At 41.6% G+C, this 26919-nt stretch carries 22 protein-coding genes and 1 pseudogene; 11 read left to right on the forward strand and 12 right to left on the reverse strand.

Going from position 1 to position 26919, the window contains the following annotated elements; genetic code table 11:
* Positions 1-125: 125 nt before the first annotated feature.
* Together ACM0OW_RS06335 and ACM0OW_RS06340 are read right to left on the reverse strand one after the other, a co-directional pair.
* Entirely contained in the window at positions 126-1481 is a 1356-nt protein-coding gene (locus ACM0OW_RS06335; protein ID WP_414549193.1) for a (Fe-S)-binding protein, read from the reverse strand.
* A 55-nt stretch (positions 1482-1536) separates the two neighbouring features.
* Complete coding sequence (locus tag ACM0OW_RS06340) at positions 1537-2823, reverse strand: FAD-binding oxidoreductase (RefSeq protein ID WP_414549194.1); 1287 nt, start codon at positions 2821-2823, stop codon at positions 1537-1539.
* 329 nt (positions 2824-3152) lie between these two features.
* Between ACM0OW_RS06340 and ACM0OW_RS06345 the strand changes: the two genes are divergently transcribed.
* Entirely contained in the window at positions 3153-3464 is a 312-nt protein-coding gene (locus ACM0OW_RS06345) for an RNA recognition motif domain-containing protein (protein WP_414549195.1), read from the forward strand.
* A gap of 129 nt (positions 3465-3593) precedes the next feature.
* Here the strand turns inward: ACM0OW_RS06345 and ACM0OW_RS06350 are convergent, their stop codons facing one another.
* The gene (locus tag ACM0OW_RS06350; RefSeq protein ID WP_414549475.1) at positions 3594-4238 is read right to left on the reverse strand and encodes a gamma-glutamylcyclotransferase; all 645 of its coding nucleotides are present in this window, start codon (positions 4236-4238) and stop codon (positions 3594-3596) included.
* 538 nt (positions 4239-4776) lie between these two features.
* Positions 4777-6477 carry a hypothetical protein gene (locus ACM0OW_RS06355; RefSeq protein ID WP_414549196.1) on the reverse strand — a complete coding sequence of 567 codons (1701 nt, stop codon included), beginning with the start codon at positions 6475-6477 and terminating at the stop codon, positions 4777-4779.
* Between the two features lie 260 nt (positions 6478-6737).
* Here ACM0OW_RS06355 and ACM0OW_RS06360 point away from each other — a divergent pair, with 260 nt between their 5' ends.
* Positions 6738-7976: a glycoside hydrolase family 10 protein gene (locus tag ACM0OW_RS06360; RefSeq protein WP_414549197.1), complete on the forward strand. Its 1239-nt coding sequence runs from the start codon at positions 6738-6740 to the stop codon at positions 7974-7976.
* A gap of 181 nt (positions 7977-8157) precedes the next feature.
* Here the strand turns inward: ACM0OW_RS06360 and ACM0OW_RS06365 are convergent, their stop codons facing one another.
* Positions 8158-9642, reverse strand: a complete 1485-nt coding sequence (locus tag ACM0OW_RS06365) for a site-2 protease family protein (protein WP_414549198.1) — start codon at positions 9640-9642, stop codon at positions 8158-8160.
* Positions 9643-9867: 225 nt separating this feature from the next.
* On the opposite strand from ACM0OW_RS06365, the gene ACM0OW_RS06370 reads away from it, so the two are divergent.
* On the forward strand, positions 9868-11502 hold the full coding sequence (locus ACM0OW_RS06370; protein WP_414549476.1) for a histidine kinase N-terminal 7TM domain-containing protein: 1635 nt from the start codon (positions 9868-9870) through the stop codon (positions 11500-11502).
* On the opposite strand, the gene coaBC is transcribed toward ACM0OW_RS06370, so the two are convergent.
* The 3 genes from coaBC to ACM0OW_RS06385 all read right to left on the reverse strand — a co-directional run bounded on the left by coaBC (position 11492) and on the right by ACM0OW_RS06385 (position 13857).
* Complete coding sequence (gene coaBC / locus ACM0OW_RS06375; protein WP_414549199.1) at positions 11492-12718, reverse strand: bifunctional phosphopantothenoylcysteine decarboxylase/phosphopantothenate--cysteine ligase CoaBC; 1227 nt, start codon at positions 12716-12718, stop codon at positions 11492-11494. The genes ACM0OW_RS06370 and coaBC overlap by 11 nt on opposite strands.
* A 59-nt stretch (positions 12719-12777) precedes the next feature.
* Positions 12778-12990 (reverse strand): DUF2555 domain-containing protein, encoded by a 213-nt coding sequence (locus ACM0OW_RS06380; protein WP_414549200.1) that lies wholly within the window; start codon positions 12988-12990, stop codon positions 12778-12780.
* Positions 12991-13242: 252 nt separating this feature from the next.
* Complete coding sequence (locus ACM0OW_RS06385) at positions 13243-13857, reverse strand: alpha/beta hydrolase (RefSeq protein WP_414549477.1); 615 nt, start codon at positions 13855-13857, stop codon at positions 13243-13245.
* 722 nt (positions 13858-14579) lie between these two features.
* Here ACM0OW_RS06385 and ACM0OW_RS06390 point away from each other — a divergent pair.
* From ACM0OW_RS06390 to ACM0OW_RS06405, 4 genes and pseudogenes are all read left to right on the forward strand, one after another.
* Positions 14580-15629, forward strand: a complete 1050-nt coding sequence (locus ACM0OW_RS06390; RefSeq protein ID WP_414549201.1) for an iron ABC transporter substrate-binding protein — start codon at positions 14580-14582, stop codon at positions 15627-15629.
* Between the two features lie 429 nt (positions 15630-16058).
* Positions 16059-16655, forward strand: a pseudogene (locus ACM0OW_RS06395) (ABC transporter permease); the annotation flags it as partial.
* Positions 16656-16970: 315 nt separating this feature from the next.
* On the forward strand, positions 16971-17501 hold the full coding sequence (locus tag ACM0OW_RS06400) for an ABC transporter permease (RefSeq protein WP_414549478.1): 531 nt from the start codon (positions 16971-16973) through the stop codon (positions 17499-17501).
* A 34-nt stretch (positions 17502-17535) separates the two neighbouring features.
* A complete protein-coding gene (locus ACM0OW_RS06405; protein WP_414549202.1) occupies positions 17536-18576 on the forward strand; it encodes an ABC transporter ATP-binding protein in 1041 nt (346 codons plus the stop codon).
* Between the two features lie 85 nt (positions 18577-18661).
* On the opposite strand, the gene ACM0OW_RS06410 is transcribed toward ACM0OW_RS06405, so the two are convergent.
* From ACM0OW_RS06410 to ACM0OW_RS06420, 3 genes are read right to left on the reverse strand one after another with little or no spacing between them, the layout of a single operon-like run.
* Positions 18662-19567, reverse strand: a complete 906-nt coding sequence (locus ACM0OW_RS06410) for a dual OB domain-containing protein (RefSeq protein WP_414549203.1) — start codon at positions 19565-19567, stop codon at positions 18662-18664.
* Complete coding sequence (locus tag ACM0OW_RS06415; protein ID WP_414549204.1) at positions 19555-20001, reverse strand: DUF488 family protein; 447 nt, start codon at positions 19999-20001, stop codon at positions 19555-19557. The genes ACM0OW_RS06410 and ACM0OW_RS06415 overlap by 13 nt, the downstream gene beginning before the upstream one ends.
* Positions 19994-20653 carry a DUF488 family protein gene (locus tag ACM0OW_RS06420; RefSeq protein WP_414549205.1) on the reverse strand — a complete coding sequence of 220 codons (660 nt, stop codon included), beginning with the start codon at positions 20651-20653 and terminating at the stop codon, positions 19994-19996. Before ACM0OW_RS06420 ends, ACM0OW_RS06415 begins: the two co-directional genes overlap by 8 nt.
* Positions 20654-21070: 417 nt before the next feature.
* On the opposite strand from ACM0OW_RS06420, the gene ACM0OW_RS06425 reads away from it, so the two are divergent.
* The 3 genes from ACM0OW_RS06425 to ACM0OW_RS06435 are packed head-to-tail and all read left to right on the forward strand — an operon-like array spanning position 21071 to position 24212.
* The gene (locus ACM0OW_RS06425) at positions 21071-21448 is read left to right on the forward strand and encodes a hypothetical protein (RefSeq protein WP_414549206.1); all 378 of its coding nucleotides are present in this window, start codon (positions 21071-21073) and stop codon (positions 21446-21448) included.
* A gap of 43 nt (positions 21449-21491) precedes the next feature.
* On the forward strand, positions 21492-22328 hold the full coding sequence (locus ACM0OW_RS06430; protein WP_414549207.1) for a FecR domain-containing protein: 837 nt from the start codon (positions 21492-21494) through the stop codon (positions 22326-22328).
* 18 nt (positions 22329-22346) lie between these two features.
* Positions 22347-24212, forward strand: a complete 1866-nt coding sequence (locus ACM0OW_RS06435) for a CHASE2 domain-containing protein (RefSeq protein ID WP_414549208.1) — start codon at positions 22347-22349, stop codon at positions 24210-24212.
* A 133-nt stretch (positions 24213-24345) separates the two neighbouring features.
* Here ACM0OW_RS06435 and ACM0OW_RS06440 read toward each other — a convergent pair whose 3' ends face one another.
* The gene (locus tag ACM0OW_RS06440; RefSeq protein WP_414549209.1) at positions 24346-25686 is read right to left on the reverse strand and encodes an FAD-binding oxidoreductase; all 1341 of its coding nucleotides are present in this window, start codon (positions 25684-25686) and stop codon (positions 24346-24348) included.
* Positions 25687-25842: 156 nt separating this feature from the next.
* Here ACM0OW_RS06440 and ACM0OW_RS06445 point away from each other — a divergent pair, with 156 nt between their 5' ends.
* Entirely contained in the window at positions 25843-26634 is a 792-nt protein-coding gene (locus tag ACM0OW_RS06445; RefSeq protein ID WP_414549210.1) for a DUF1868 domain-containing protein, read from the forward strand.
* Positions 26635-26919: the final 285 nt, after the last annotated feature.

The raw sequence follows: 26919 nt of genomic DNA on the forward strand, positions 1-26919 counted from the left end.
TTTAGGGGGATCAGATCACTTGTGTGTACACCGTAGCCTCGCTTGCGGGGAGGGGGTTGGGGGTGGGGTTCAACATGAATCAAGAAGCGATGAATCGCGTCTCTACAATATGGGTATTGCGTTGATTATTTATCCAATTTTACACCCCTAATTGAATAATCTAATAACTCCATTGGGTGCATCACAGAAATACTTTTCCCTTGTAATTGCAGATGCTTGGTAATTTGCAACGTACAACCAGGATTAGCAGAAGCAATTAACTCTGCACCAGTATTTAATAAATTCTGCACCTTTTGCTGTCCTAATTCTTCAGCAACTTGTGGTTGCAGCATATTATAAACCCCGGCACTACCACAACACAAAGCTGCGTCTATGGGTTCGCTTAACTTGACTCCGGGAATTTGGCGTAACATCTGACGGGGTTGCACACTAATCTTTTGACCATGTAATAAATGACAAGCATCTTGATAAACTAAATTTAAAGGTTTATCAGTTAAAGGTGATAGTTTGGCTGTCATGCCCACATTGACTAAAAACTCTTGAGCATCTTTCACCTTAGCAGCAAACGCCTCAGCCTTTTCTTTATATTCTGGATCATCTTGTAAAATGTGACCGTATTCTTTTAAAGTGTGACCGCAACCAGCAGCATTGATAATTACAAAATCGACATCGGTATTAGCAAAACTATCAATCATTTGTCTCGCTAAAGTCTTCGCCTGTTCCGTTTGTCCTTGGTGTTCCGGAAGCGCCGCACAACAACCTTGAGATTTCGGAATTACAACCTCACAACCATTAGCCGTTAACACTCGTACAGTTGCTTCATTAATAGGAGAGAAAAACAGCCGTTGCACACACCCCAAAATTACCCCAACTCGGTAACGCTTCTCACCTTGGGAGGGAATCACATCGGGTAAATTATTTTGAAAAGATTGAAGAGTAATTTTTGGTAAAATTGATTCCATTGCAGCCAAACGGGGAGATACTTTTTTCAGTAAACCTGTAGCCCGCACCAACTTTGGTAAACCTAATTTTTGATAAACCAGCAAAGGAAACAAAAACAATCTTAATAAATCAGGATTGGGAAACAAAGAAAATATCAGTTTACGAATTAAAGTATCTGGTAAACTGCGAGAATAATTGCGTTCAACTTGGTGACGAGTCGCAGAAATCAACTTGTCATACTGCACACCAGAAGGACAAGTACTCACACAAGCCAGACAACCCAAACAAGAATCAAAATGTTGAACAGTTGCAGTATTCAGAGCAATTTCACCCTCATTAATAGCATCCATTAAATAGATGCGTCCCCTCGGAGAATCCATCTCCTTACCAATCACCCGATAACTCGGACAAGTAGACAGACAAAAACCACAATGTACACAACTATCAATCAACTTTGGATCAGGTGGCTGACTAACATCAAAACCCTTTAAATTTTTAATCTTAGCAGTATCATTCACAGAATTATCAGAAACTTGCATATTTAAATTCTTCCTCTCTTCCTTGGCGACCTTGGCGACTTGGCGGTTTGTTAAATTAAATTCCACCCACAAAGCGACCAGGACTTAAAATATTTTTACTATCAAACTGAGCCTTAATTTGGCGCATCACCTGTAAAGAATTACCAGAATAACCCCAAATATCTATTGATTCCTTAATCGGATTTGGTGCTGTTAAAATACTCAAAAAACCCCTATTAACCTCACACTGCTGACGCATTTTTAAAACCTGATTTTTATCCTCAAATTGCAACCAACCTAAACCACTAGCCAAGTGAATCAAACCCAATTCAGCTTGATTTAAAATCTCCACGGTCGCAGTCGGTAATACTCCTATTTTGCAGGTAATAGCAGAATCTGTAACCGAATCATCCATTAGTTCTCGCAATCTTTGCCATAGAGAGCCTTCCTCTTCATGCACATAAATTGTCCCATCTAAACCTAACTTTTCTCCCACTGCTAACAATCGATTTGACTGTTCCTTAACACTTTCACTAATACTTTGGAAACGTGCAATTAATCCCAACCCCTGATTTAAGCCTAACTTAGAAGTTAGTTGCGTGGAGAGCAAATCAGCCTGAGTTGGTGTTAACGCGGAACTGCGGAGAGTATTTGCAGCTTGGGATATAGCTTCTGCTGTGCCAGTTAATACCACAGTACTAGATGTTTCGGCTAGGGGATAAACCCGAAAAGTTACTTGACTAATTACCCCTAATGTGCTGTAAGAGCCAGTGAATAACTTCATCAAATCGTATCCAGCAACATTTTTCACAACTCGCCCTCCAGCCTTAGCAATTTGTCCATCAGCACGGACAAAAGTAATACCTAGTAACTGGTCGCGGACACTACCATAACGTTGTCTGAGGGAATTGGTATCAGCTGTAGCGACAATACCGCCAATAGTGGCTAATTCGGGTTTACTGGGGTCAAGGGCGAGAAATTGCCGCGATTTTGCTAAAATTGCCTGGAGATGGGAAAACTGCATCCCGGCTTCTACAGTGACGGTTAAATCACCAACGGCGTGTTGAATTAGTTGATTGATGCGTTCTGTGCTGACTACGATATCGGCACTTTTGACTAAACCACCCCAGTTAATTTTACTGCTTTTTCCACAGGGGAGGACACGCCAGTTCTGATGGTGCGCCTCGGCGATGACGGCGGCTAGTTGGTCTTGGGTGCTGGGATAGACGATACAATTGGGCGGTTTTGCCGATGCAATAATCGCTTGTTGGATTTGTTTTTGCTGGCTGAGTTCGAGGTTTTCCCAAGGATAAATGGCTTTTTCTGCGATGATAGATGCAAGAGAAGAGGCGATCGCGTTCATCAGTTTCTTTTTTTAGTCCCTATATCTAATTTAATGGTTATTTTGACTATATTTTTGGCGGTGGTGCGGAAATATCAGAGCTATTTAAAAAAAAGTGAACGTGCGATCGCTAGATATGTCATACTTAATTATGAATGGCTTGTGTGACTTTTCATAACAATCTTGATTAATTCCCCCCGGTGCTTGGCTTTTGTGTCATAGTGGGGGGGTGAGAATTTATTCGGCGATCAGCTTTTGTTTTTAGTATTGACAGGCTTTTTCCTTTTGGTATTTACAGACTTTTCCCCGAAATCGAAATCTCTACACTCTTACGATTTTGGAGAAAATCTATGTCAGTTTACGTAGGCAACCTATCTTACGAAGTTACACAAGACACTCTTAGTGCTGTGTTTGCAGAATATGGTTCTGTAAAGCGCGTACAGCTACCTACTAACCGTGAAACAGGACAACTGCGCGGTTTTGGCTTTGTAGAAATGGGTACAGATGAAGAAGAAACAGCAGCTATCGAAGCTCTCGATGGTGCTGAATGGATGGGACGCGACTTGAAAGTAAATAAGGCGAAACCCAGAGAAGATAATAGAGGTTCCTTTGGTGGCGGAAACCGTGGTGGCGGTGGCGGTAATTTCCGTAACAGCTACTAAATAATCTAGATTAAACCTTTTCTCTCCTAAATACTGGAAGTAAAAAAGGTTATAACCTCAAAAACCTCAAGCCGAAATCGGTTTGAGGTTTTTTAATTAGCTGTTTGACTTTTGACTTCCGCGTAGCGGTTACGGTGTCGTTTTCAACGTAGGACTAAGTTGCAATAGAGATTTCTCAGCAGTTGGCAAAATTTGCTGTTCTTGATGACGTTGTTGTAATTTGTACATATGATCGAATAAATGCCAGCAATATTCCTCTGGTAGTCCACAGGTAACAGCACCCCGGAGGACAACATTAAAATACCAGTCATTTGGCGCGAGTTCTTCTGTGAGCTTGTTAACTACTATATAGGTACGCGCTTTTGTGTATACCTGATTTTGACAGTGAATATCTACTGCTTCCTGACGATATAAACTTTCGGAAACACCTTCGCGTTTATCTAGATATGCGCTCAATCGCCAGGGTAGGTGATACAGTACACCTTTAACGCTGGCGTTGGGATCTGGTATCACATCCAAAACCCCACAGTGGCGAGTGGGAGAATAGGAATAGAACCCTAAGCGATAATTCTTTAAAATTGCCGGGCCGATAATATATGAATGAGTGTTTTCACCAAGCGATCGCTTTAAGTCTACGGGACACATACAAGAGCCATAAGCAAAATAGTAAAACATCGGCTCTTTCTGTTGCTGTTGTTGCAGTTTTAACTCTAGTTTGGCAGGATTATGAGATTGTACCCAACTATGGTGTGAGCGATCGCTTTGATGACTCATCAAAACTCCTGGGTCTGAAACCCCGTCTTTGTAAGACGGCTTTAAATACTGGTTTTTAAGTGGCGATAAGCCCAAGAACCAGCAAACTTGTTTAAGTCCCTTCGGTGCAACAAGGTTAGAATGTCTTGGCTTGACCCAACGCTTAACCAATTAAGCTTACAGGAGGCTAAACTAGGGAAGTATTTAGCCGTGTGTACCAAACCTTGTCTCAATGCGGCATTCACCTCTTACGTCACCCAAATTGGTTTGGGCAATCCTCACCTTTTAAGGGTTAGGTTGGTGAACTATCTTTGGAAGTATTTATATAAATAATATTTTATCATAAATTACCCAAAATACAACTATATTCCGATAGATGAAGTGTAGTTTTAAATTACGGGCAAATATCAAGTCAATTCTCCTTCATGGATAGCAAAGTCCTGAGTCGCAGGGGCGCAAGGCCTTGCGCCCTTACCGCATGGTATATTTACCTGAAAATAGCTGTAACTGTCTTGGGGGTTGCTATCAAGTCTCTACAAGGATTCTGGATAACGCATATTTACCTTTGAGCGCTGGTAATAATCCGATTCCAGGTATTGACTACTTGAAGTAAGTCTGGCGGGAGGTTATTTTGAGAAACATCGTTATACTTAATGGTACCGCCTCGGCTGGTGAGGGTGTAGGTAACGTAATCAGCCGCACCTCTAGGTGCTGGGTAACTGAGATTCGGAAATCTCGAACGTTCTAGCAATTGCTGAAACTGTTGCACTTGTTGACTAGAAATGCGCCATACCCTCCGCTCAGAATCATTAGCGTCGCCAATCCTTACCTGCATTAAATTCCCATCATTAAGTAAAACAGTTTCATAGGTTTTCCCCAACAAGCCACCACTGGAGATTTGTCGAAACACCATACCTTGAGTTAAAGGTCGAGGCAATTCACGAGAGGGAATGGCTACAACCCCGACATTTCCTGGATTACCAACAACTTTACTAGCTGCGGAATTAAATTTAATCAAAGAGCTTTCATCAGTATGATACACAAATCTTTCTTGAGCGATCGCCACAGTCACCCGCCAGCCTGGAACTAATGCTAGTGTGCAAGGGCCACTACCTAAATCTAAACAGCCGTTAGTCCAAACTACCTTTTCGGCTTGAGTAATATTTCTGGTACTTACCGCAATCTTGGCTCTAGCTCGATTGGATGCATCCCGTAAAACTGCATCGCTAATTGATTGGGGTAATTTCTGGTTAGCAATTTTGCTAGCTTGTTCATTGAGCCTGATTGCGGAACCAGTTTGATTAGTGTGATACACCAAAGTTTGATTACCAGCACCAACAACTACTCGCCAACCCTGTACTATATTTCGAGTACAACCTTCACCAGGATTCGCCAATTCCAAACAGCCACCCCGCCAATTTTGCTGTTGAGTTTGAATAATGCTTAGTCGAGAAGTGGGTATTTGTAAACGTTGCGAAGCGGCTTGTATAACTGCATTTTTGACTCTTTGGGGTAATTGTTTATCTGTGATTTTGCTAGCTTGTTCATTGAGTCTGATTGCAGAACCAGTTTGATTAGTGTGATACACCAAAGTTTGATTACCTGCGCCGACAGTGACGCGCCAACCTTGAACTAAAGCTTGGGTACAGAATTCATCAGCAGCAGCTAAGTTTAAACAGCCATTATTCCAAGTCTGTTGTTGAGCCTCAATGATGGTTAGCTGAGAAGTTTGTATTTGTAAACGTTGTGAAGCGGCTTGGAAAACCGCATTTTTTACAGATTCAGGTAGATTTCTGGATGGATTTCTGGGTGTATCTCTGGGTGTATTTGCGGAAGCTAACCGTAAAGAACGCCCGTTGTCATTGGTGTGATATATCCAGTTTTGTTTGTTATTAGATAGGACAATTCGCCAACCAGGAACTAACACTTGAGTACAAAGCTCATTACGTTGAGGCAATTCCAAACAACCATTTTTCCAAGTTTGTTGACGATAATCAATTATTTTTATGTCTTTATTGGGAATTCTCAGTCTACGGGCTAAATCTCGCTGGACTGCATTAGCTATGTTAGGTGGCAAGCGGTTTTTGTGATTTCTTGCTAATACTTCATTCTTGGTTTTTGGTGTGAAATCTGTAGAACCAGCAGTGGCACTTTCGAGCATTATATATCCACTACCAACAGATAAAATGCCAGTCAAAATTAAAGCAGTGATCGTTCTAGATCGATAGTTAATACAATATTGTTTTAAATAAGTCTTCATAAGCAGATGCCTGTATTGATTAGTGTCTAAGTAGACGCGGGCATTATGATGATTTGTTCCTGATTTTTTACAGGAACTATACGGAGCGATCGCAGATCAACCCATGCACTTAAATCCATTGACTGGGTGAACAGAACTCAGATAAATATTACAAAAATTTACGAAAAAAATCGTCAGTTTTCTAACTTGCAAAAAGTAACGCAACTTATGTCTAAATAGACTGGTCATGAATTATGTTTTAGCCTATCCGTAGCAAAGTTATGAAAAAATATCTCAAGTGGTGTGTGGAGTTGATTGGAGGGAAATTTTTTCACCGTCAAAAGCCAGCCTTGTTTGCGGTGATAGTTTCTTTGAGCATGATTGCTACATTCATGCTATCGCTGCCCCTGAACGCTCAAACTACAGCAAAGCCAGAATTAAGAGGCGTGTGGTTAACAAATATTGATAGTAACGTCTTATTTCAACGCGATCGCCTAAAAAATGCCTTACAACGCCTGAATGACTTAAACTTTAATACAGTTTACCCTGTAGTCTGGAATTGGGGATATACATTATATCCTAGCAAAGTAGCAGCTAAAGTTATTGGGCGATCGCTCGACCCCGAACCCGGATTACAAGGGCGAGATATGCTCAAAGAAATTGTCACCGAGGGACATAAAAAAGGCTTAAAAGTGATTCCCTGGTTTGAATTTGGCTTTATGGCTCCGGCTGATTCCCTGCTAGCTAAAAACCGTCCCCAATGGCTTACCAGTCGTAGCGATGGTAGTAAAATTGTTAAAGAAGGCATACACGAACGGGTGTGGCTAAATCCCTTTAACCCAGAAGTCCAAACATTTATCCAAGATTTAATCGTTGAAATCGTTAGAAACTACGATATTGACGGCATTCAATTTGATGACCATTTCGGCTTACCATCAGATTTAGGCTATGATGCCTACACAGTAGCCCTGTACAAAAAAGAACACCGTGGACAAGCACCCCCACAAGACCCTAAAAATCCCGCATGGGTGAGATGGAGAGCTAACAAAATTACCGACTTCATGAAGCGGGTATTTACAGCCATCAAAGCCAATCAAAAAGATTGTATAGTTTCCGTTGCACCTAACCCCCAGCGTTTCTCCTACGAATATTATCTAGCCGACTGGCAGAGATGGGAAAGAATGGGACTGGTAGAAGACTTAGTATTGCAGATATATCGAGATGATTTGAACGTATTTATCAAAGAACTAGAGTATCCAGAAGTCAAAGCCGCCCGTAGCCATATTCCTGTGAGTATCGGCATTTTATCCGGTTTAAAAAGTAGAACCGTACCCATAGAACAAATTAAAACACAAGTAGAAAAAGTGCGCGATCGCAAATTTGCCGGAGTCTCATTCTTCTTCTACGAAACCCTGTGGAACCTCAGCCAAGAACAGCCCCTAAAACGTCAAATTGGCTTCAAAAAAATATTCCCCACCCCAAAGACTTATCCAAACTTACTCACAGGCTGGAAACCTTAAAGAGGCAGGGGGGCAGGGGGCAGGGGAGTGTGTGTGGGGAGTGTGGGAATAGAGCTAAAATTCACTGAAGTATTTCTTCCTTCTCTTTCTTCACTTGGCGTACTTGGCGTACTTGGCGGTTCGTTAAAAAAAGAATTTTGTTTAGTAATCGAGAAGTCGAAGCTTCTCCCCCACTCCCTGCTCATCCGCCAATTCCTAACCTTCCCGCCACACCGGGAGTTAAAGGTAGAAGAGTCGTAATCATTAAAAACAGCGCCAATAAACCTAAAGCCGCCCTAGCATCATCTGGTTCGCTGATTTCATTTAAACTGGGGCGTTCTAAATCTCTTTGTAAAAAGAAAATCACAACCGCCCAATAAATAGCCAGAGAATTACCCAGAGAAATTAGCCCCAGTAGAATTAAAGTAGCCGCAGTGGCTCGTCCTGCGGTTTTGCGTCCATAAATAGCCTGTACAATCCGACCACCATCTAACTGTCCGGCTGGCATCAAATTCAAAGCATTGATAACTAAACCTAGCCAACCAATCACTACCAGAGGATGGACGCTGACAACATCTGATTGTAAAGCTGAACCCAAAACAACCCGTGCCAAGCTACCGACTAAAATTGAACCTTGGAAAAACTGATTGGGTAATTGAAATAAACTACCTGGGTGGGAAAGTATCAAACCGACGATTAACATTAGCAATGAAAGGATACCACCTGCTGCTGGCCCTGCCAAAGCAATATCAAATAGTACCTTACGATTGGGCAGCAGAGACTCAAAGCGAGTAATTGCCCCAAAAGAACCGATTTGCACAGCTGGTAAAAAGAAAGGCCAGCTGAGGCGGATTTGGTGACGACGAGCCAGCAACCAATGTCCAATTTCATGCGTTGCCAAAATTGCGAATATCCCAGTCGCTATGGGTATAGCTGCTGCAAACTTTTCTGGATTGCTAAATAAATCAAAATTCAGCAATAATCCCCCAGTTTCCAAACAAGTGGCGATTGTGGCTATCAGCAGAATCACCCCAAAGGATTTTTGCTGTAACGTCATCGGACGTGGGTCATTACGGCTAGGTAAGACAATCACCACAGGTTTACCGTCTGTACTATCCACTAAAAACAGTCGATATTTATCACCTAACTTTTCTTGCAAACTTGCAGTGAGGCGGTTGTGAATCTCTTCTGGTTCCCCCCGCATATTACCTTTGAAAATCGCCCCTTCTTGGTAAGAGATGGTTTCTGTGGTGAAAAATGTGTCAATTCCGAAAATGCTTTTAATAGCACTTAAGTCTTCTTCAGGAATTGGCAGTGCTTCAATTTTGAGTTCTGCTACTACGACTTTGGGAGTATTTTCGCCTGCTGATTCTTCAGCAGCTAGCCTTTCTGTTGCTTTTTGCTGAATAATTGCGTCTTGTCCTGCGGCGCGTAATTGTCTGCCTAAGAAGACGTACAACCCAGCAGAAGTTACGACTAAAATCAATATACCAAGGATATTGATGTAAATTCCGGCGGCAAATAAACCAAAGAACAGCAGCCAGGGAGTCATTAACACCACCGACTGCAACCAGGCTAAGATTCCCAGTTTTCCAAAAGGTCTAGCGCGATAAAAGCCCCAACCTAAAATACTTAAAGCAATTAACAAAATTATCCCAATAACGGGAGTCTCTGACGAGGTAAACATTTCCAAACCCTTCGCTGTGAAAAACAAAGCCCGAATTAGTCAGGTGTTACAGCTATTATCTCTTAATCTTTGACGCTGCCTGTAGTCTGCCCAAATTATGCAAGTTTTAGCTTTCGGGGTGAGTTATGGCACTTGTGACGAAATACTTAACTTATTATGTAAATATAACTACTGATTTAACTTGATGAAATAAGTTGAATATTAACCGTTAGATAATCCGTGATGATGCTCGTGCAGCAGAACATATATTTTTTTATTCTTAGCCTGACTGCAATAGTTGCAGCTATTGTTGCCTTTGCTGCTTGGCAGAGGCGTTCAATTTGTACTGCTAGCAATCCTTTCATTTTGATGATGCTGGCGATCGCCGGATACGCTACAGTTGCAGCTATGGAAGCAGTAGTTGTCATGCTTCCAGAAAAAATATTTTGGTCAAAGCTGGAGTATGTTGGCTCAGGTAGTGTAATTACGTTTTTCTTAACGTTTGCGTTACACTTTACCAACAAAAATCGCTGGCTAACACCTCGGAATACAGCGTTGCTATGGGCTATCCCTACATTTAATGTGGCTTTAGTGGCAACGAACGAATTCCATAGTCTGGTCTGGTCTGGCTTTTTGCCTGATCCCAATGGCAGCAATGTTGTGATTTATCAACATGGAATCGGTTTTATCTGGGTAATGGTCTGTGTTTATGTTTATACAATTGCAGGCATAATTATCCTATTGAAAAAAGCCTTACTACCTTCAGTTCTCTATCGTCAGCAGTCTTGGATCGTATTAGCTGGTGCAGGTCTACCACTGTTGGGAGCTAGCTTATATATGCTAAAGATAACTCCCCCCGGTCTGAATATTACACCCATGAGTTTTATGTTCACCGGACTGACCTGTTTTGTAAACCTCTTTCGCTTTCGGATGTTTGACCTGCTTCCTGTAGCACGAGACACCTTGATTGAAAAGATGAGTGACGGCGTGCTGGTGTTGGATCACAAAAACCGCATTGTTGACATTAATCCGGCGGCAAAACATTTGATTGGGGCTAAAAAAGTGCATATTGGACAATTTGCCGAGCAAATTCTGCCCCAATTGCCAGAAATCGTCAAGCTTTACCAAAAAGATGAAAGCGTCAAAACGCAGATATTCATCGATGCAGTCACGCCTCGTCATGTAGAAATACTGGTTAGTAACTTACACAATAACCGCAGAAAATTAACGGGTTATCTGATAACTTTACGTGATATTACGCAACAATATCAAGCTGATCTGGAACTCCGACGGGCGAATAAATATTTACAAAAACAGGTAATCAAAATTGAGAAGTTACAGGCGCAACTCCGCGAACAAGCTATCCGAGACGGATTAACGGGTTTATTCAATCGGCGTTATTTCGACGAGACACTTCCCCAAGAATTGTTACGAGCGACGCGAGATTGTTATTCAGTAGCGGTGATGATTATGGACATTGATTATTTTAAGCATATTAATGATACATTTGGGCATCAGGCAGGCGATCGCGTACTCCAGAGATTTGGAGAATTACTTCGCCAACATAGTGATTCTCACGGTATTGTCTACCGATATGGTGGTGAAGAGTTTGTCTTAGTGTTTCCCGATATGACAATCGAGAGGGCTTTTGACCACGCTGAAGCCATCCGGTTATCGTTTCAAGCTATGCGAGTGCAATTTGTAGACCAGGAAATATCCGCGACTGTTTCGGCTGGGTTGGGTGTGTTTCCTTATCATGGAGAAACTACCCATGATTTACTAGCAGTTGTAGATCAGGCTTTATATGCTGCTAAATTAGATGGGCGGAATTGTATTAAGTATGCACAAAGTTCGCAGTTCGTCAGAAGTGTTAAATTTTAGGACAAAAATCAAATAAATAATGTGCCATTTGCAATTTAGAACAAGGTGAAATTTCTCGCTGATTTCCTTGTTTATCTAAGAATATCGCCTGATTATTGTCACTACCAAAACCACTATCAGGTTTATCTATGGGATTAGCAACAATCATATCTAAATTTTTATTCTGCAACTTTGCCATAGCTGGGGTGATAATATCTCCAGTCTGTGCAGCAAACCCAATTAACAGCTGATGGGGTTGTTTGAGTTTTGCTAATTGAGCAATTATATCTGGTACGGGTTCTAAAGGTAGAGATTGGGGAAGCGATCGCTTGGGTAATTTCTCTGAACTATAATCTTTAGGCTTCACATCTGCCACTGCGGCGGACATAATAATTACATCAGCATTATGTAAATGTGACTGCATTGCCATCTGCATTTCTACGGCACTAACTACAGGTACAGCTTGCACTCCTAATGGTACATCCCAAGTAGCTGGGCTATGTACCAGGGTAACGTTTGCCCCTCGATGCAGTGCGGCTTGGGCTAAAGCTAATCCCATTTTTCCCGTGGAAGGATTACCAATAAACCGCACGGGATCAAAATATTCTCTGGTTCCGCCAGCGCTAATTAATACACACTTACCTGTTAAATCTCGCTGTCCGCCAGTGTGTAAAAGTGATTGAATATAAGTTAAAATTTCTGGGGGTTCTGCCATTCTTCCAGCACCGATGCGATCGCACGCCAATAACCCCGATGCTGTATCCATACCATGATATCTGCTATCTGTTAACAGTTGTTGCCAATTGCGCTGCACCGCTAACTGTTCCCACATATCTGTATTCATAGCTGGTGCTAACAACACCGGATAAGTAGAAGCTAACACTGTATTTGTCAGTAAATTATCAGCCATACCATAAGCTAACTTTGCTAATGTGTTAGCCGTCAACGGCGCAATTACCAACAAATCCGCCCATTCTCCCAACTCAATATGCAACGGGCGCGAGTGACTTGCTTGCCAAAAATCATCATCTGTGTATGCACAATGACGAGAGAGGGTAGCTAAAGTTAAAGGCGTGATAAATTGTTGTGCTGACTGGGTGAGAATGACGCGAATTTCTACCCCAGTTTTAAACAGCGTAGAAACTAATTCACAAACTTTGTAGGCAGCGATACCACCACCTACACCAATTATCACCCTTTTTGTCCGGTTTGGGCTTTGGGGTTGGAGATTTAACATAGTGAAAATTAGGAGCAAGTAGTTAGAAATATAACCCTTCACTCCTAATGTTAAAATTGTTATGCTTCGTCGTAGGCTTCTAAATCCAAGAGATGGATATAGGGTTCAACTAACTCAGGACGTTGAAAAGCGATCGCACGTAATAGATGCCAATCATTTAAACCCTCAAAAGCATTGCTATAATCATCTTCTTCCAGACGATTAGCCAACTCTTGGACATCTGCCGTACTCATAGCAGAAATATCTTTCTTAGAAATGCTTAAAGTTGTCATAATCTTTGCCCCTCCCTTATGCAGAATTCTCACCCAGCACGAATTTGAGTTGCGCTTGACGCTGCTACCCAATCTATCTTACTCACTAGATGGCGTACATTTCCGAAAACCTTGCAATCTTTTTACCATATTTTGCAAAAAATTTGGACTTCAGACTAGAAAAGGGGAAAGGGGGCAGGGGGCAGGGGGCAGGGGAGAAGCCATAAAAAAGCTTTTTATTACAAATGGTTGTAATATTTATGCCTTGTTGTCCTAGACAATGAGATTTATCACAAAATTGCGTAGTATATCTAACATTTCAGGGCGAACTTCATGCCCCGTATCAAATTCGTGATATTCTACCGCAATTCCCAGAGTCTCTGTAACTTCCCGTGTTTTTAAGGCAGCTCGCAGTGGCACAACTTCATCATATCTACCATGCATAATTACAGTCGGGGGAAAATCACCTTTAGCTGTTGTGGCTATATCAGGATGCAAATATCCACTCATCACAACTAATCCGGCTAGAGGCAATTTTAGCCCCACATCCAAAGTCATCGCCCCACCTTGAGAAAATCCACTCAAAATAGTGCGTGACAACGGTACACCAGTACTACTCTCCAAGGATTGCAACCAGTTTATTAACAATTGCTGACTTTCTGCCAGACCTTCATACATATTTTCCTGTCTCAGGTCATACCATGCCCTACCTGTAGGGGAATTGGGAAAAGGAAAAGGTGCATTGGGAAATAAAAACTGGTAATTAGGTAAATTGAAAAAAGGTGCTAGAGATGCAGCATCTTCAGCATTAGATCCCCAACCATGTAAGCAGACAATTAAACCTGCGGGTGGTTGAGAAGTAGAAGGGGGAAGGGAAATAAATTGCAGAGACAGAATATTACTCCTAAAATTAAGCTCTTTACATCAGTTTTCATGTATTTGAACCACATCTGTGATCAGGGCGCAAGGCCTTGCGCCCCTACCGAGTGGTCTATTTACCTGAAAATACCTGTAAGTAAATTCTACCTCGACAAACCCATCTAAAATCTTCTTGGTGTCTGAATCCTTGTAGAGACTTTGTATACAACCATAAGGGACTTCCAATTTAAAAAATATTCCACTGCTGTGGAGCGTAAAGCCTTCGGCATAGCTTCCGCTTACCGCGTAGCGTCTCGTAGAGAAGCGGAACATGGGTATCAAGCCCCGTCCACTTCGGCAAGTGATACAGTGAGCCAGTAGAACTGCTCAGTGCGCTGGTTCTAGGACGCTTGATCTGGAGTACAAGCCTTGTCCCAGTCTCTCCCCTGCTTCTTTTGACCTCACACCCCATGACTATAGAAGAATAATTCCTATCTGTATATGATTGCTTTTACACAAAAATTCTGATTTAATAGAAAATAATGTCATGTATACATTGGAACTTAATTTCCAATAGTTATCAATAGTGTGAGCTAAAAAAATTGCAATAACACCAGAAAATAAGTGACTTTGAATTGAATTGGCAAGGAGATCACAACTACTATCTCAAGTGGTGATCATGCCGATTTATTTTTTCGTGAAAATCTATTTGAGAAATAGATAATATTCAGATTTTTTGTTTGGAGAAAGGTATGAAGCGTCGCCAATTTGTTTATTTAGTCGGAATAGCAACTGCTAGCGGTGGATTAGCCGTTGCTTGTGATGCTAATTCTAATCAAACCGCCACAGATTTAGGACAAGCCGCTACAGAGTTAGAGCAAGAATTAGTCATTTACTCAGGACGTAATGAGAAACTCATCGGTGAACTAATTAAGCAGTTTGAAGAAAAAACTGGTGCTAAAATTCAAGTCCGTTATGGTGATACGGCTGAATTAGCATCAGCAATTTTGGAAGAAGGCACAAATAGTCCCGCAGATGTATTTTTTGGTCAAGATGCAGGCGCTTTGGGAGCTTTGCAAAAAGCAGGTAGAACCGCACAGTTACCAAGTTCTCTGGTGAATAAGGTAGATAGTGCTTACCGTTCTCCAGAAGGACAATGGGTAGGTGTTACAGGTAGAGTACGTACAATAGATTACAACACAAATTTGGTCAAAGCTGAGGAGTTACCCTCATCTATTTTTGGTTTGACTGACCCGAAATGGAAAGGTAAAATTGGTTGGGCCCCTACAAATGGCTCGTTTCAATCCTTTGTTACAGGCTTGCGAGTTGCTGAGGGAGAGGAGAGAGCTAAGGAATGGTTAGAAGGTATCAAAGCTAACGATGCCAAAGTGTATCCTAACAACACATCAATAGTAGAAGCTTTAAGCCGTGGTGAGATAGCTGTAGGATTTGTTAATCATTACTATCTGGAACGAATCAAAACAGATAATCCTGAAGTTCCAGTGGCGCATCATTTTACTGAAGATATTGGGTCTTTAGTTAATGTCGCAGGCGTAGCAATTCTTAATAGTGCCAAGAATCCAAATATTGCTCAAAGTTTTGCCGAATTTTTGCTCAATGAAGATGCTCAAAACTACTTTGCTAATGAAACCTTTGAGTATCCTTTAGCTTCTGGAGTTGCTGCTAAAGGGAATTTGAAATCACTCAGTGAAGTTCGCAAACAAGACAAACAAATTGATTTGAGTAACCTCGATGATTTGGATAATACACTGAAACTATTGCAGGAAGTAGCAATCATTTAAGCTGTTATCAACACTATAAGTTAGTCAGGTAATGCAGGCAAAACTTCAAAATCTGGAAAAGTTTGAGAAGTTTTCTTGCTTACCACTAACACTTAGTGATAATAATTGAGGATAGCAGAACTATTGCTAAATATTCCTGATTAAATAAAAGTATCATTGAACCAGATTAAGACACCCAAAGTTAACCTGACAAACTTGAATGATGTGCCAGGAACCTGAGAATTGCTACAAAAGGCAGGAGTTTTTTAAGAGTTGAAATCATCGGTTCGCCCTCCATTATTTCTAATTTTAGCGGCGGCGGTAGTAGCATTGGCTATTATGCTGCCTTTAGTATACTTAGTTATCCGTGCAGTAGGTATTGGTGGGGATGAGTTCTGGGCATTAATTTCTCGTCCCCGCAATATCGGTGTTTTCTTGAATAGTGCGGCGATGGCGGCAACAGTGACTTTATTTTCCACACTGATTGCTGTACCATTAGCATTTTTAACCGTGCGGACAGACTTACCTGGACGTAAATTTTGGTTAGTAGCAACAACATTACCCTTAGCCGTTCCGAGCTATGTGGGCAGTTTTGCTTTAATTGCTGCCTTAGCACCAAGAGGGAGTTTTTTACAGTTATTGCTACAACCTTTGGGGGTAGAAGAGTTACCTTCAATTTATGGTTTTCCAGGGGCTGTTTTAGCCATCACCTTGTTTACTTATCCTTATCTATTACTAAGTGTCCGTGCTGGATTACAAGGTATAGATCCTTCGATAGAGGAAGCTGGACGCAGTTTGGGTTATAGCAGTAAGGAGACCTTCTTTAAGGTAGTTTTACCCCAACTGAAACCATCCATGATTGCCGGGGGATTATTGGTAGCTTTGTATTCATTACGCGATTTTGGCTCACCGACGCTAATGCGGTTTGATACCTTTACACGAGTAATTTTTATCCAATATAAAGCTAGCTTTAACCGCAATACAGCCGCAGTGTTATCGTTAATGTTAGTGACACTGGTACTGTTGATTTTATGGCTAGAGTATCGAGTGCGATCGCGTGCTGCATATTATAGTCGTGGTTCTGCGTCTTTGCGTCCGCCCAAAATTGTCAAATTGGGCATTTGGAAATGGCCAGCCCTCGGTTTTTGCTTCCTGATTACTAGCTTCGGTGTAGTTTTACCAGTCGGGATTACTTTATTTTGGCTAATTCGGGGACTCAATGTAGGATATAGCTTTCCCAACTTATTACCCAGCATTTTTAACTCAATTTCAGCAGCAGGATTAGCTGCGATCGCCGCTACAATATTTGCATTACCTGTAGCCATTTTATCAGTCAGATTCCCCACTAAAATCACCGCCATAATTGAACGCTGCTCTTACATAAGTTTTGGCGTACCAGGAATTGTAGTAGCTTTATCCTTGGTCTTTTTTGGTGCTAACTACTTACCATTCCTCTATCAAACATTGCCAATGTTGGTATTTGCGTATTTAGTGTTATTTCTGCCCCAATCAGTCGGAGCAATCCGCACCAGCCTTTTACAAGTAAATCCCCAGCTAGAAGAATCAGCACGCAGCTTAGGCAGAAATCCTTGGCAAGCCCTTAGAGAAGTGACTTTACCCCTAGTCAGACCTGGAGTAATCAGTGGTGCAGTCTTGGTCTTTCTCACAGCCATTAAAGAACTACCTGCAACCATGCTGTTAGCACCCATAGGCTTCAACACCTTAGCAACACAAATTTGGCAAGCCACAGAAAACGTCGATTTTGCCGACGCTGCGGCCTCCTCTCTAGCAATGCTGCTCGTTTCTATGGGTTCCACCTTATTAGTGTTATCTCAAGAAAACGTTAAAAAAGAGAAAGTCACACCTAAAGCCGAAACACAACCAAAATTTTAATTTACTCATCGCCTTATTTCCCCTGTTATCTACTATGCAACAAGCAATTGTCCAATTAGAGAATGTCACCAAGCAGTTTTCCCAAAATGTCGCGCCCGCCGTCGATAATGTCTCCTTAACGCTGCAACAAGGGGATATATTGGGATTGCTCGGCCCATCTGGTTGCGGTAAAACTACACTGTTGCGAATGATCGCGGGTTTTGAGAACGTGCAATCAGGAAAAATTGAAATTGGCGGTAAAATAGTTTGCGAGGGTTCTATTTCTGTCCCAGCCGAACAGAGAGATATCGGCATTGTTTTTCAAGACTACGCCCTGTTTCCCCATTTGAACGTCGCCGAAAATGTCGCCTTTGGGCTGAGAAATTCCACAAAAGAGCAAATCCAAAAACGTATCGCCGAAGTCATTGAATTAGTAAACCTGCAAGGCTTAGAAAAACGCTACCCTTACGAACTATCAGGTGGACAGCAGCAACGAGTCGCCCTCGCCCGCGCCTTAGCACGCCAACCGCAACTGATGCTGTTGGATGAACCCCTCAGCAACCTTGATATTCAAGTGCGGTTACGGTTGCGCGAAGAAATCCGAGACATCCTGAAAGCTGCGGGTACTTCAGCCATTTTTGTTACCCATGACCAAGAAGAAGCATTAGCTATTTCCGATATAGTGGGGGTAATGAAGCAAGGACACTTAGAGCAACTAGGCACACCAGAAGAAATTTATACTCATCCAGCATCCAGATTTGTCGCCGAATTTGTGACTCAGGCTAACTTCCTTCCCGCCCGTCGTCAAGGTAATATCTGGGAAACCGAAGTAGGTAATTTTGAAGTACCAGTTGATTACACAAACGACACAGGCGAAATCATGATCCGTCAAGAAGGTTTAAGATTAGAAGCAGCCACTGATTCGCCTGTATTTATCCACAGTCGCAGATTTTTAGGACGTGAGTATCTCTATTGTTTAAAAACCGCTTCTGGGAAAGAAATTCACGCTCGCACCATAGCTGATATTCCTCTACCTATAGGCGCACGAGTGCAAGTATCTATCCCAGGTAATACTGTCAAAGTTTTTACCCAATAGATATCGACCGCATTGAAATATGCTTTTTCCACAACCCTTGTAGGGACAATACATGAATTGTCCTTAAATTTTTTGTAGGAGATTTCTAATAGATTTTGGATTCTGAAGGCGGATCAGAGTCATCAGGGAGAGATTTCAGATAATTTAAGAATTGGGTTAATTCCCACAAAGTCAACTGTTGACGCGATTGCTTATTAAACTTGTGCTGTAAATATCTACGTCCTTGGGTTACATCCCAACCTATTCGCTCTATTTCCTGGTCTGTTTGAACAATTAAATCATTTTGTTCATTTGGAGATTCAGAAATTTCTATCATACCTGCTATGAGTTTCCAGCAAGGAGGTTCACCTTCCCAATTATTATACGCCCAAGGTAAACTTAAGCTTACTGTTACCAAGTATTCACCTTTGATTTGATATCCACTTTCCAGTTTTTTGATAAATACTGGATCAGTGATTTTAGCATCAGTTAAACGTTTACCATCAGATGTTTCTAGTGTACCTTTCCACTCTCTGAATCCTTTATTACCTTCTTTTTGCTGTACACAAAACTTGGTAGCATGAATTAGTTGTAGTGTACGTCTTTCTGGGAAAGGCAGGGATTGTAGATAGGAAACATTGACATATTTAATTGAATTATGAAGAATATAGTCTTCATAGTTCAAATTAACAGGAGTTTTTTCCAAAAAAGATAGTAAGCTTGCGGGTGAAGCTTTGCCTAATATTTGCCATCTGCCCGATAGTATGGTTAAGTTTTCACATTCAAATCCAAAATCAGTACCTGTATCTGCCAAAGGAATACCAAGAATATCTAATAATTCTGGTTCTTTACCTTCTACAAGCCTAACTTCTCTCGGAACGCGACCATCTTCGGTATATTTTTCACATACAGGACGAATCCATTTGCCAGTATCCAAATCAATTCCCGCAATGCAGCGCTCTTTAAGTTTCCAGGAATTGGCAAGACAAACAATTCGTTTTAAAGATGGCATATTTTGATGTTTCCCCACTTACCATTTAAATATTCCGCCACTAAGCGGCGATGACAGTGATGGGGTTTGGCTTCACTACATAAAAGACAACCACCATCTAATATCTCTGGGTTAATTTTTTTCTCAATTTCTCGTTCAGCCATTAGTTGGAAAAACTTTTGCTCATAAACTTCCCAATCACCTTTATTTTTTTTATATTCGTCTAAGATATCCTTTGTCGGTGCTAATTCAATACTGTGGATATACTCAATATTCCCAATTTTTTGCAGAAAGTATTCTAAATCTGACTTTTTGCTAAATCCTGCTAATTGAGAGACATTATTTAGCCTTGTATCTATAACTCGCTTCACTCCAGAGTTAACGAGAGTTTCAAAGAATTTTTGGGCAGTTTTTTGGGTAAAACCGATGGTAAATAAGTTAACCGAATTATTCATGTTCAACTCCTCTTTTATCTACATAGGCAACTTCATCACCTTGTAACCTGTAGGCTTCTTGGAGAGACTCCTCTCTTGTGAGCCAATTCTGGTTTTGATTATTAGCTGGAGTTTCATCAAAAAGAGATAACTGCACGGAAGCTGGTACAAGAGCTAATTGTTTCAATCCATGTTTACCTAATAATCTGTCTTCAAGTTGGTGATGTGATTCTAGTTCACCGTTACTTTTAATATGATTAATTGCCAAATGAGGAACATTTCGTAAATGTTGACAAACCAAAATTGCTCGATGGCAAAAAATCGGGTCTTTTTCTGCACACATCAGGGCTATTTTATAAGACTTTATACCTTTAAGTACACGTTTAATACCCTTGCCGAATAATTCAGTAGCAGCTATTTTTTCATATACAGCTTTACCATCAACATAACATTCTGGATTTTCCGATCTAGCCCCCAATTCTTGCCCTAGAAATTCATAATGAATATTTGTACTTACAAGGGCATCTTTAAGCAATGAACGATTAAAATGGGGTAAGTAACGACTATAAGGATGCGATCGCACATCAGCCAGTGCAGTTACATCATGTTTTTGCAGAAGCTCAATAAAATCTTGAATGCTGTGATTGGAGTGACCAATAGTGAATAGTTCCATGACAGAACACCAATTGCGGATCTAATTAATCAATAGCATAGCTTGTCCCATTGTTTCTAATTCACGCAAATCTAAGCTGCGCCAGCCAAAACTGTGTAATTATTGTAGCATTTGTCATCAAGTCAAATGTGTACTTGACTCAGCCACTCTGGACTAAATTTTATCTGACGCTAAAACTGCTGGCAATAATACTAAATGTTAATTTCACGATGCGATGTCTGCGGCGAATGTAACCATTGCAGCTAAAATACCTAGTTTTATGGAAAAATAAGAGAATCCGAAGGCTATTTCCTAAAATCGCGTTGCGCCCAAGTTCACTTATGTGGTATTTTTTTTACCAACCTAAGCAAAGTCAAAACCTTTAGGGATGAGAAATTTCTTGGGTATTCAAAAATGCTATAAGAACTTTGTACGTAAGTGAACAGATATCTGATTAGAGTAATTATCGTAACTTTTTTAGGGCAAGCTTTAATCAGCAAAACTTCGGCGCAGCCTCCCAATTGCATTGCCAATAGTTCACCCGCAGTTACCCAATCAGGCAATAATAGTGTCAGCCAGGGCAATGTTATCGTCATTGGCAGAGTTGCAACCCGTCCTTATGTGGTTGTTGTTCCCAGCAATTCAGACACAGTATTAGATACGGTCAAGAGATATATTGGCGATGCCTTTCTAGCACAGCATAAACTGGGGCCTTACATACACGCCGGAGGATTTGCACACAGGGCGCAAGCACAGTGCTGGTCTAATTTGTTGAGATATCACGGGCTAGATGCACGAGTTGTTTATTTTCGCTGAAAGGTATTGTTGCTGAGAATCTCTGCCTTAAATTGGTCAAAACATGATGAAACATTGGTGGATTGGTAAATTTATTGTGCTGCAAGTCGTGTTAGTTGGTACTCTTCATGCTTCGTCCGCAGATGCTCGATTACAGGTAACAGTAAAACGCTGGTTAGAGTTACGCCAACCCGTGGGAGAAGTAATATATTCCCGTGGAAACAAATCTCAACCAGCTCGCAACGGACTGAGACTCCAAGCAGTGGGAGATACAATCATCACTAAGCAAAACTCCAGTGCAGTTTTAGCCATAGATATTGGTACAGGCTTTGTCAGAGTCTCAGAGAATACAAATATCAAGATCCAGAGACTAGATAGGGGAAGACGAGGAGAACAAATTACACAACTCCAAGTTAGCGGCGGGCAAGTTCGTCTCCAGACTCGTCCATTTACTAATCCCGCCTCTCGGTTAGAGATTAAATCACCTGCTGGGGTGGCTGGGGTGCGGGGTACTGATTTTGGTGTGAACGTACAGCAAAATGGCACAATGGGCGTGGCAACTCTAACGGGTGGTGTAGCTACAAATGCTCAAGGGAGGACGGTTCTAGTTCGGGCTGGTTTCCAAAATTTGATAGTTCCCGGTGAGCCGCCTTCAAAACCAGTACCTCTACAAGAAAGTACTGTTCTGAATATCCGTGAACTTTCAGCTAGTGGTAATCTGGTGAGGATTGTTGGTACTGTTGATCCGGTAAACCTGCTGATAATTGCCCAACAGGAGCAGAATACCGATGTGAATGGCAAATTTGATATTACTGTTCCTTTCCTCCCTAACCGCAGAGTAGAAGCTGTTGTGGTGACTCCTTTAGGAACAAGACAATTGTATGAGTTGGCGGTTCCTTAGTGTCATTAATGTGATGAAATGATCATTCCCGAATGGAGAAAATCTCTGAGAGATATTCCCAAGTACCTCCGAAGTTCCATTTTAGAACACCATTTGCTGTTTCCTGGTATATTAACGACGCTGTTATCTTTGGGGTTATGGCAAATAGGCGCTTGGCAACCCCTAGAGCTATTAGGATTTAATTTATTGTTCAACGTGCGTCATTCTTTAGCCCCTAATAATTGGGATTCGCGCCTGGCTGTAATTGGCATTGACGATGCTACATTGAGTCAGTATGGAGAATTTCCGCTTACACGCGATCGCTATACTCAATTATTAACCACTTTAGAAGCTGCTTCCCCCGCCGCTATTGGCTTTGATATTCTGTTTATCGAACCCAGCCATCACGATGCAGAACTAGCTGAAGCAATGGAAATCAATGGTCAAGTTGTTTTAGCGATCGCACCCAGTTTACAGCAACAAACCCTTCGCCCAGTGCCAGTTTTAGATCGTGTTACCAGCAAAGGGCATATTGTCAGCAATGCCGATTTGGATGGGGTGACACGTCAATTTGCCCTCTACATCGATCAAGTCCCCAGTCTTGGTCTGACGTTGCTACAAGCATACAATCACAGCTTGCAGTATACCTTCACCTTAGATACCACTACCTCTAAGCAATCACTAATTCCTTTACCATCTCTGCAATCAGAAGTAACAACAGCATGGATTAACTGGGTAGCACCAACACAGGGTAAGCAAGGAATCCCCACCTATTCCCTAGCTGATGTGATTCAGAGAAAAGTAGATACAGCCAAACTAAAAAACAAAATTTTGTTAGTGGGATTGACTGCCACAGGTACACATGATCCCTTAAAAACTCCCTTTGAGCAAATATCGCCCACATTTGGTGTCTACCTCCATGCGGCTGTAATTGATAATCTACTCAACCAGCGATTTCTGCAATGTTTACCCCGAAGATTTGAAGTTTGGCTATTATTTATTGTGGTCATCAGTTCAACTTTGATCCTCACACCTTTGAAATTTCCTCAAAGACTTTTTATTTTGGGATTGTTGCCAATTCTTTGGTTCGGTATATCTCTACTAGCTTTAACAAGATTTAATTTTTGGTTGCCGACATCTGCGCCCATTGGCACAATTATTTTGAGTGGCTTAAGTGTTCAGTGGCAAGAACAGAAAGAAAAACAACAATTGATGAATTTATTTGCCCGTCATGTTTCCCAAGAAACAGCGACATTAATCTGGCAGCATCGAAATGAGATTTTTCAAAATGGTCAGTTAGATGCTAAAGAAATGGTGGCGACAGTTTTATTTACTGATATTCGCAAATTTACTACTATTTCTGAGGGAATGAAACCACGAGAATTACTCGACTGGTTAAACTCTTATTTGGGTGCTATGGCTGAGTGCATTCAACAGCATCACGGAGTAGTTGATAAATACATTGGCGATGCTATTATGGCTGTTTTTGGCATTCCCTTTCCCCACATTCTTCCAGGAGAAATCCAAGAGGATGCTATTAAGGCTGTATCTGCGGCAATTGCTATGCAAGAACGATTAGTATTGTTAAATAAAGAATTAACACAACAGGGAAAACCTACTATTAGTATTGGCATTGGCATTCATACTGGTCTAGTGGTTGCTGGCAGTATTGGGGGATCTCAAAGATTGAATTATTCTGTATTGGGAGATGCGGTAAATATTGCTGCTCGTTTGGAACAACTCAACAAAAATGTGAAAGAGGAAAATCCTTATAATATTTTAGTCAGCGAAACAACATATCAGCTAATTAAGCAACATTTCTCTACTCAAAAAGTGCAGCAGATGCAACTGCGTGGGCGGCAAAAATTAACAATGATATATTCTATTACCAGTCGTAATGCCTAAAGTCCCCGAATAGAATTCGGGGGAGTATAGCGTTTCCTAATCATATAAGGTACATCATAGCCCCCTCCTCGCTTGCGGGGAGGGGGTTGGGGGTGGGGTTCTTGTATCTCAATTAACTGATAACCGCTATATATCAATGAGGAACTTTAAATTGTAAAACCTTGCTCTTACCCGGATTCATTAACCCATAAGGATCAACCATTTCTTTAAATTTCAACTGCTCAGGGTCAATAACTTTTCTACCGCCATCTTCAATAATATATGTGTGCGGATTCGCAATAGATACACCCTTAGCTTCGTGATAGCGAATAATTTCATTCAGGCGTTCTTCTGTGCTGTGACGCACAAGTTGTAAAGCACCAGGAATTACCCGACCATTGACGCGAAAAAATTCTAAATGCATCATCACTTCATCACCAAAATAATGATACAGATGCTCTATCAGTTCTAAGTTAGCATCAGCCGGAAACATACTTTGCAAATAAGTAATTGAAGTATCTACAGTCCGGGCGTGAAGAGTGGTGTGATTCCAAGTAAATTCTCCCAAGTTGATACTTTTTTCTGTAACTAATTTTTGATATGTAATCTCGCCACCGTATTGCTGCACTAAACCGGGTAATAATTCTAAGCTGGATTCAGCCAGCATTAACAAAACTGAGTGATTACCTTCAGGAATATACTGTTGCAGAGGATGAAAGTATTGGGGAATTGGTGATGCAAATACCGCAATCAATTTTTTAATCATCCCGTCAGCATTACCCAGGGCTTGCCCAAACTTGGCTGCTGCCATAAAATCATCAAATGTGACAATCACTTCTGCCCAAGGGTAAGCAGGCCCTAAAGGAATTTCTGCCTCTGTGATAATGCCATTAATTCCCCAGGCATGGGTAACTTTATGCACATCATCGCCACGCAATTCGATCACACGGGGTTGATTTTCTAAAGTTACCACTCGCAGGGCTAAAATATTACCGCGATCGCCTAATAACCCATATTGTATTGACCCAATACCCCCACTCCCACCCGCAATAAATCCCCCAATAGTCGCTGTGCGGTATGTGGAAGGAGCCATGCGGATTTCCCAGCCAATATCCCTCGCTTTTTTATCGATAGCTGCCAACTTCACCCCAGCCTCTACCCGCGCCACCCCAGGCTTAACCCAAGGTATTCCCTGCATCTTCGACATATCTAAAATTACGCCGCCATGTAAAGGCACACACTGCCCATAATTACCAGTTCCTGCGCCTCTGACCGTCACAGGTATTTGGCATTGGACACAAGCGGCTGCAACCTTGATAACTTCTTCCTCATTCGCAGGACGCACCACGATATCCCCAACTTTCCCCTCCAGTTTTGGGACTAGAACCGGACTAAAGGTGTGATAATCCTGGGATAATTTAGCCACCTGTGTGGTTTCAGTAATGATTTCTATGCCTTCGAGAGAGTTAATTAGAGTATCTAATGTTTTCGTCATAGTTCATATTTTGTTTTCTTTTACACAGAAATCCGGGTTTTTGCCACCCTTGTCGTCTATCATCATTTTAAAAAAGCTAAACACTTTTGAAGTCACTCTGCTAATCTGACTAAATTTCCCTAAAATCTATCAAGTGAGAGCGCGAGGCTACGAAGATTGGACGACAACTATCAAACTTATCTGAATCGGGTAGCCAGAATGACGCTGCCAGAAGCCTACAGATCCCAAATTCAGCATATTCAGGCATCTGCTAAGTTTCGGTTACATTCTGGCTCCAGACAAGCCACACCTTTTCCTGGGTATTCACTAATTACCCCACCAGCAGAAGAACAAACGAAAAACGCCACGTTCCATGCCAAATTACAATCTTACCAGCAGGAACTTTTACAGTTGCCTGTGGGCAGTGATTTGATTGTTCCTGTACCCCCAGCTAGTTTTCATTTGACTTTAGCTGACTTGATTTGGGACAGTGCTTATCTTCACGCGTGTGAAAAAGACCCTGAATTTGATCAACATTTACGTTCTTGTTGTGCTGAAATATTACAGCAGTATCAAGAATCCATGACAAACGGAACTCCTCCGATTCAATGGCAAATGCTGGGATTGATAGTCATGCCCAGAGCAGTGGGTGTTTGTTTAATCCCCCAAGATGAACGCTGCTATGAGCAGATTATTCAATTTCGTCGTCAAATTTATCAAAATCCCAAGTTAATGGCTTTGGGTATTGAACAGCATTATCACCATTTTACAGCCCACGTTACATTAGGTTATTTTGGGGAGGTTTCGCCAGATTTAGACCGGACAAATCTCGGCACTATGCTTTCTCAGTTGAATCAGGAATGGCTGCTGAATTCTCCTGAATTTTTAATCCACCGTGTGGAACTCCGGAAATTTGACGATATGACGCACTATTACCGTGAACCAGACTGGCCGAGTTTAAATTTTTAGGGACTTGGGAGACGCGATTTATCGCGTCTGTACAAGAGAGTGCTGAGAGTGTAGGGGCGGGTTTAAGCAGTCCGTCTGTGGTTCCGTCGAAATTATTAATAAACCCGCCCCCCGCCCGTACAGGAGTGCTGAGTAAGTTTCTTTCCCCTTACCCCCTGCCCCTGCCCCCTGCACGCTTGCCTCTTTTTCCAGGCTTTTAGCAATCAAGCACTAGTTTGGAACCAGAACAAATAATGGCTCGTCTAGTCTTACATCAGTTTTCATGTATTTGAACCACATCTCTCG

It is taken from the genome of Anabaena sp. CCY 0017 (assembly GCF_963920885.1).
Lineage (GTDB): Bacteria > Cyanobacteriota > Cyanobacteriia > Cyanobacteriales > Nostocaceae > Nodularia.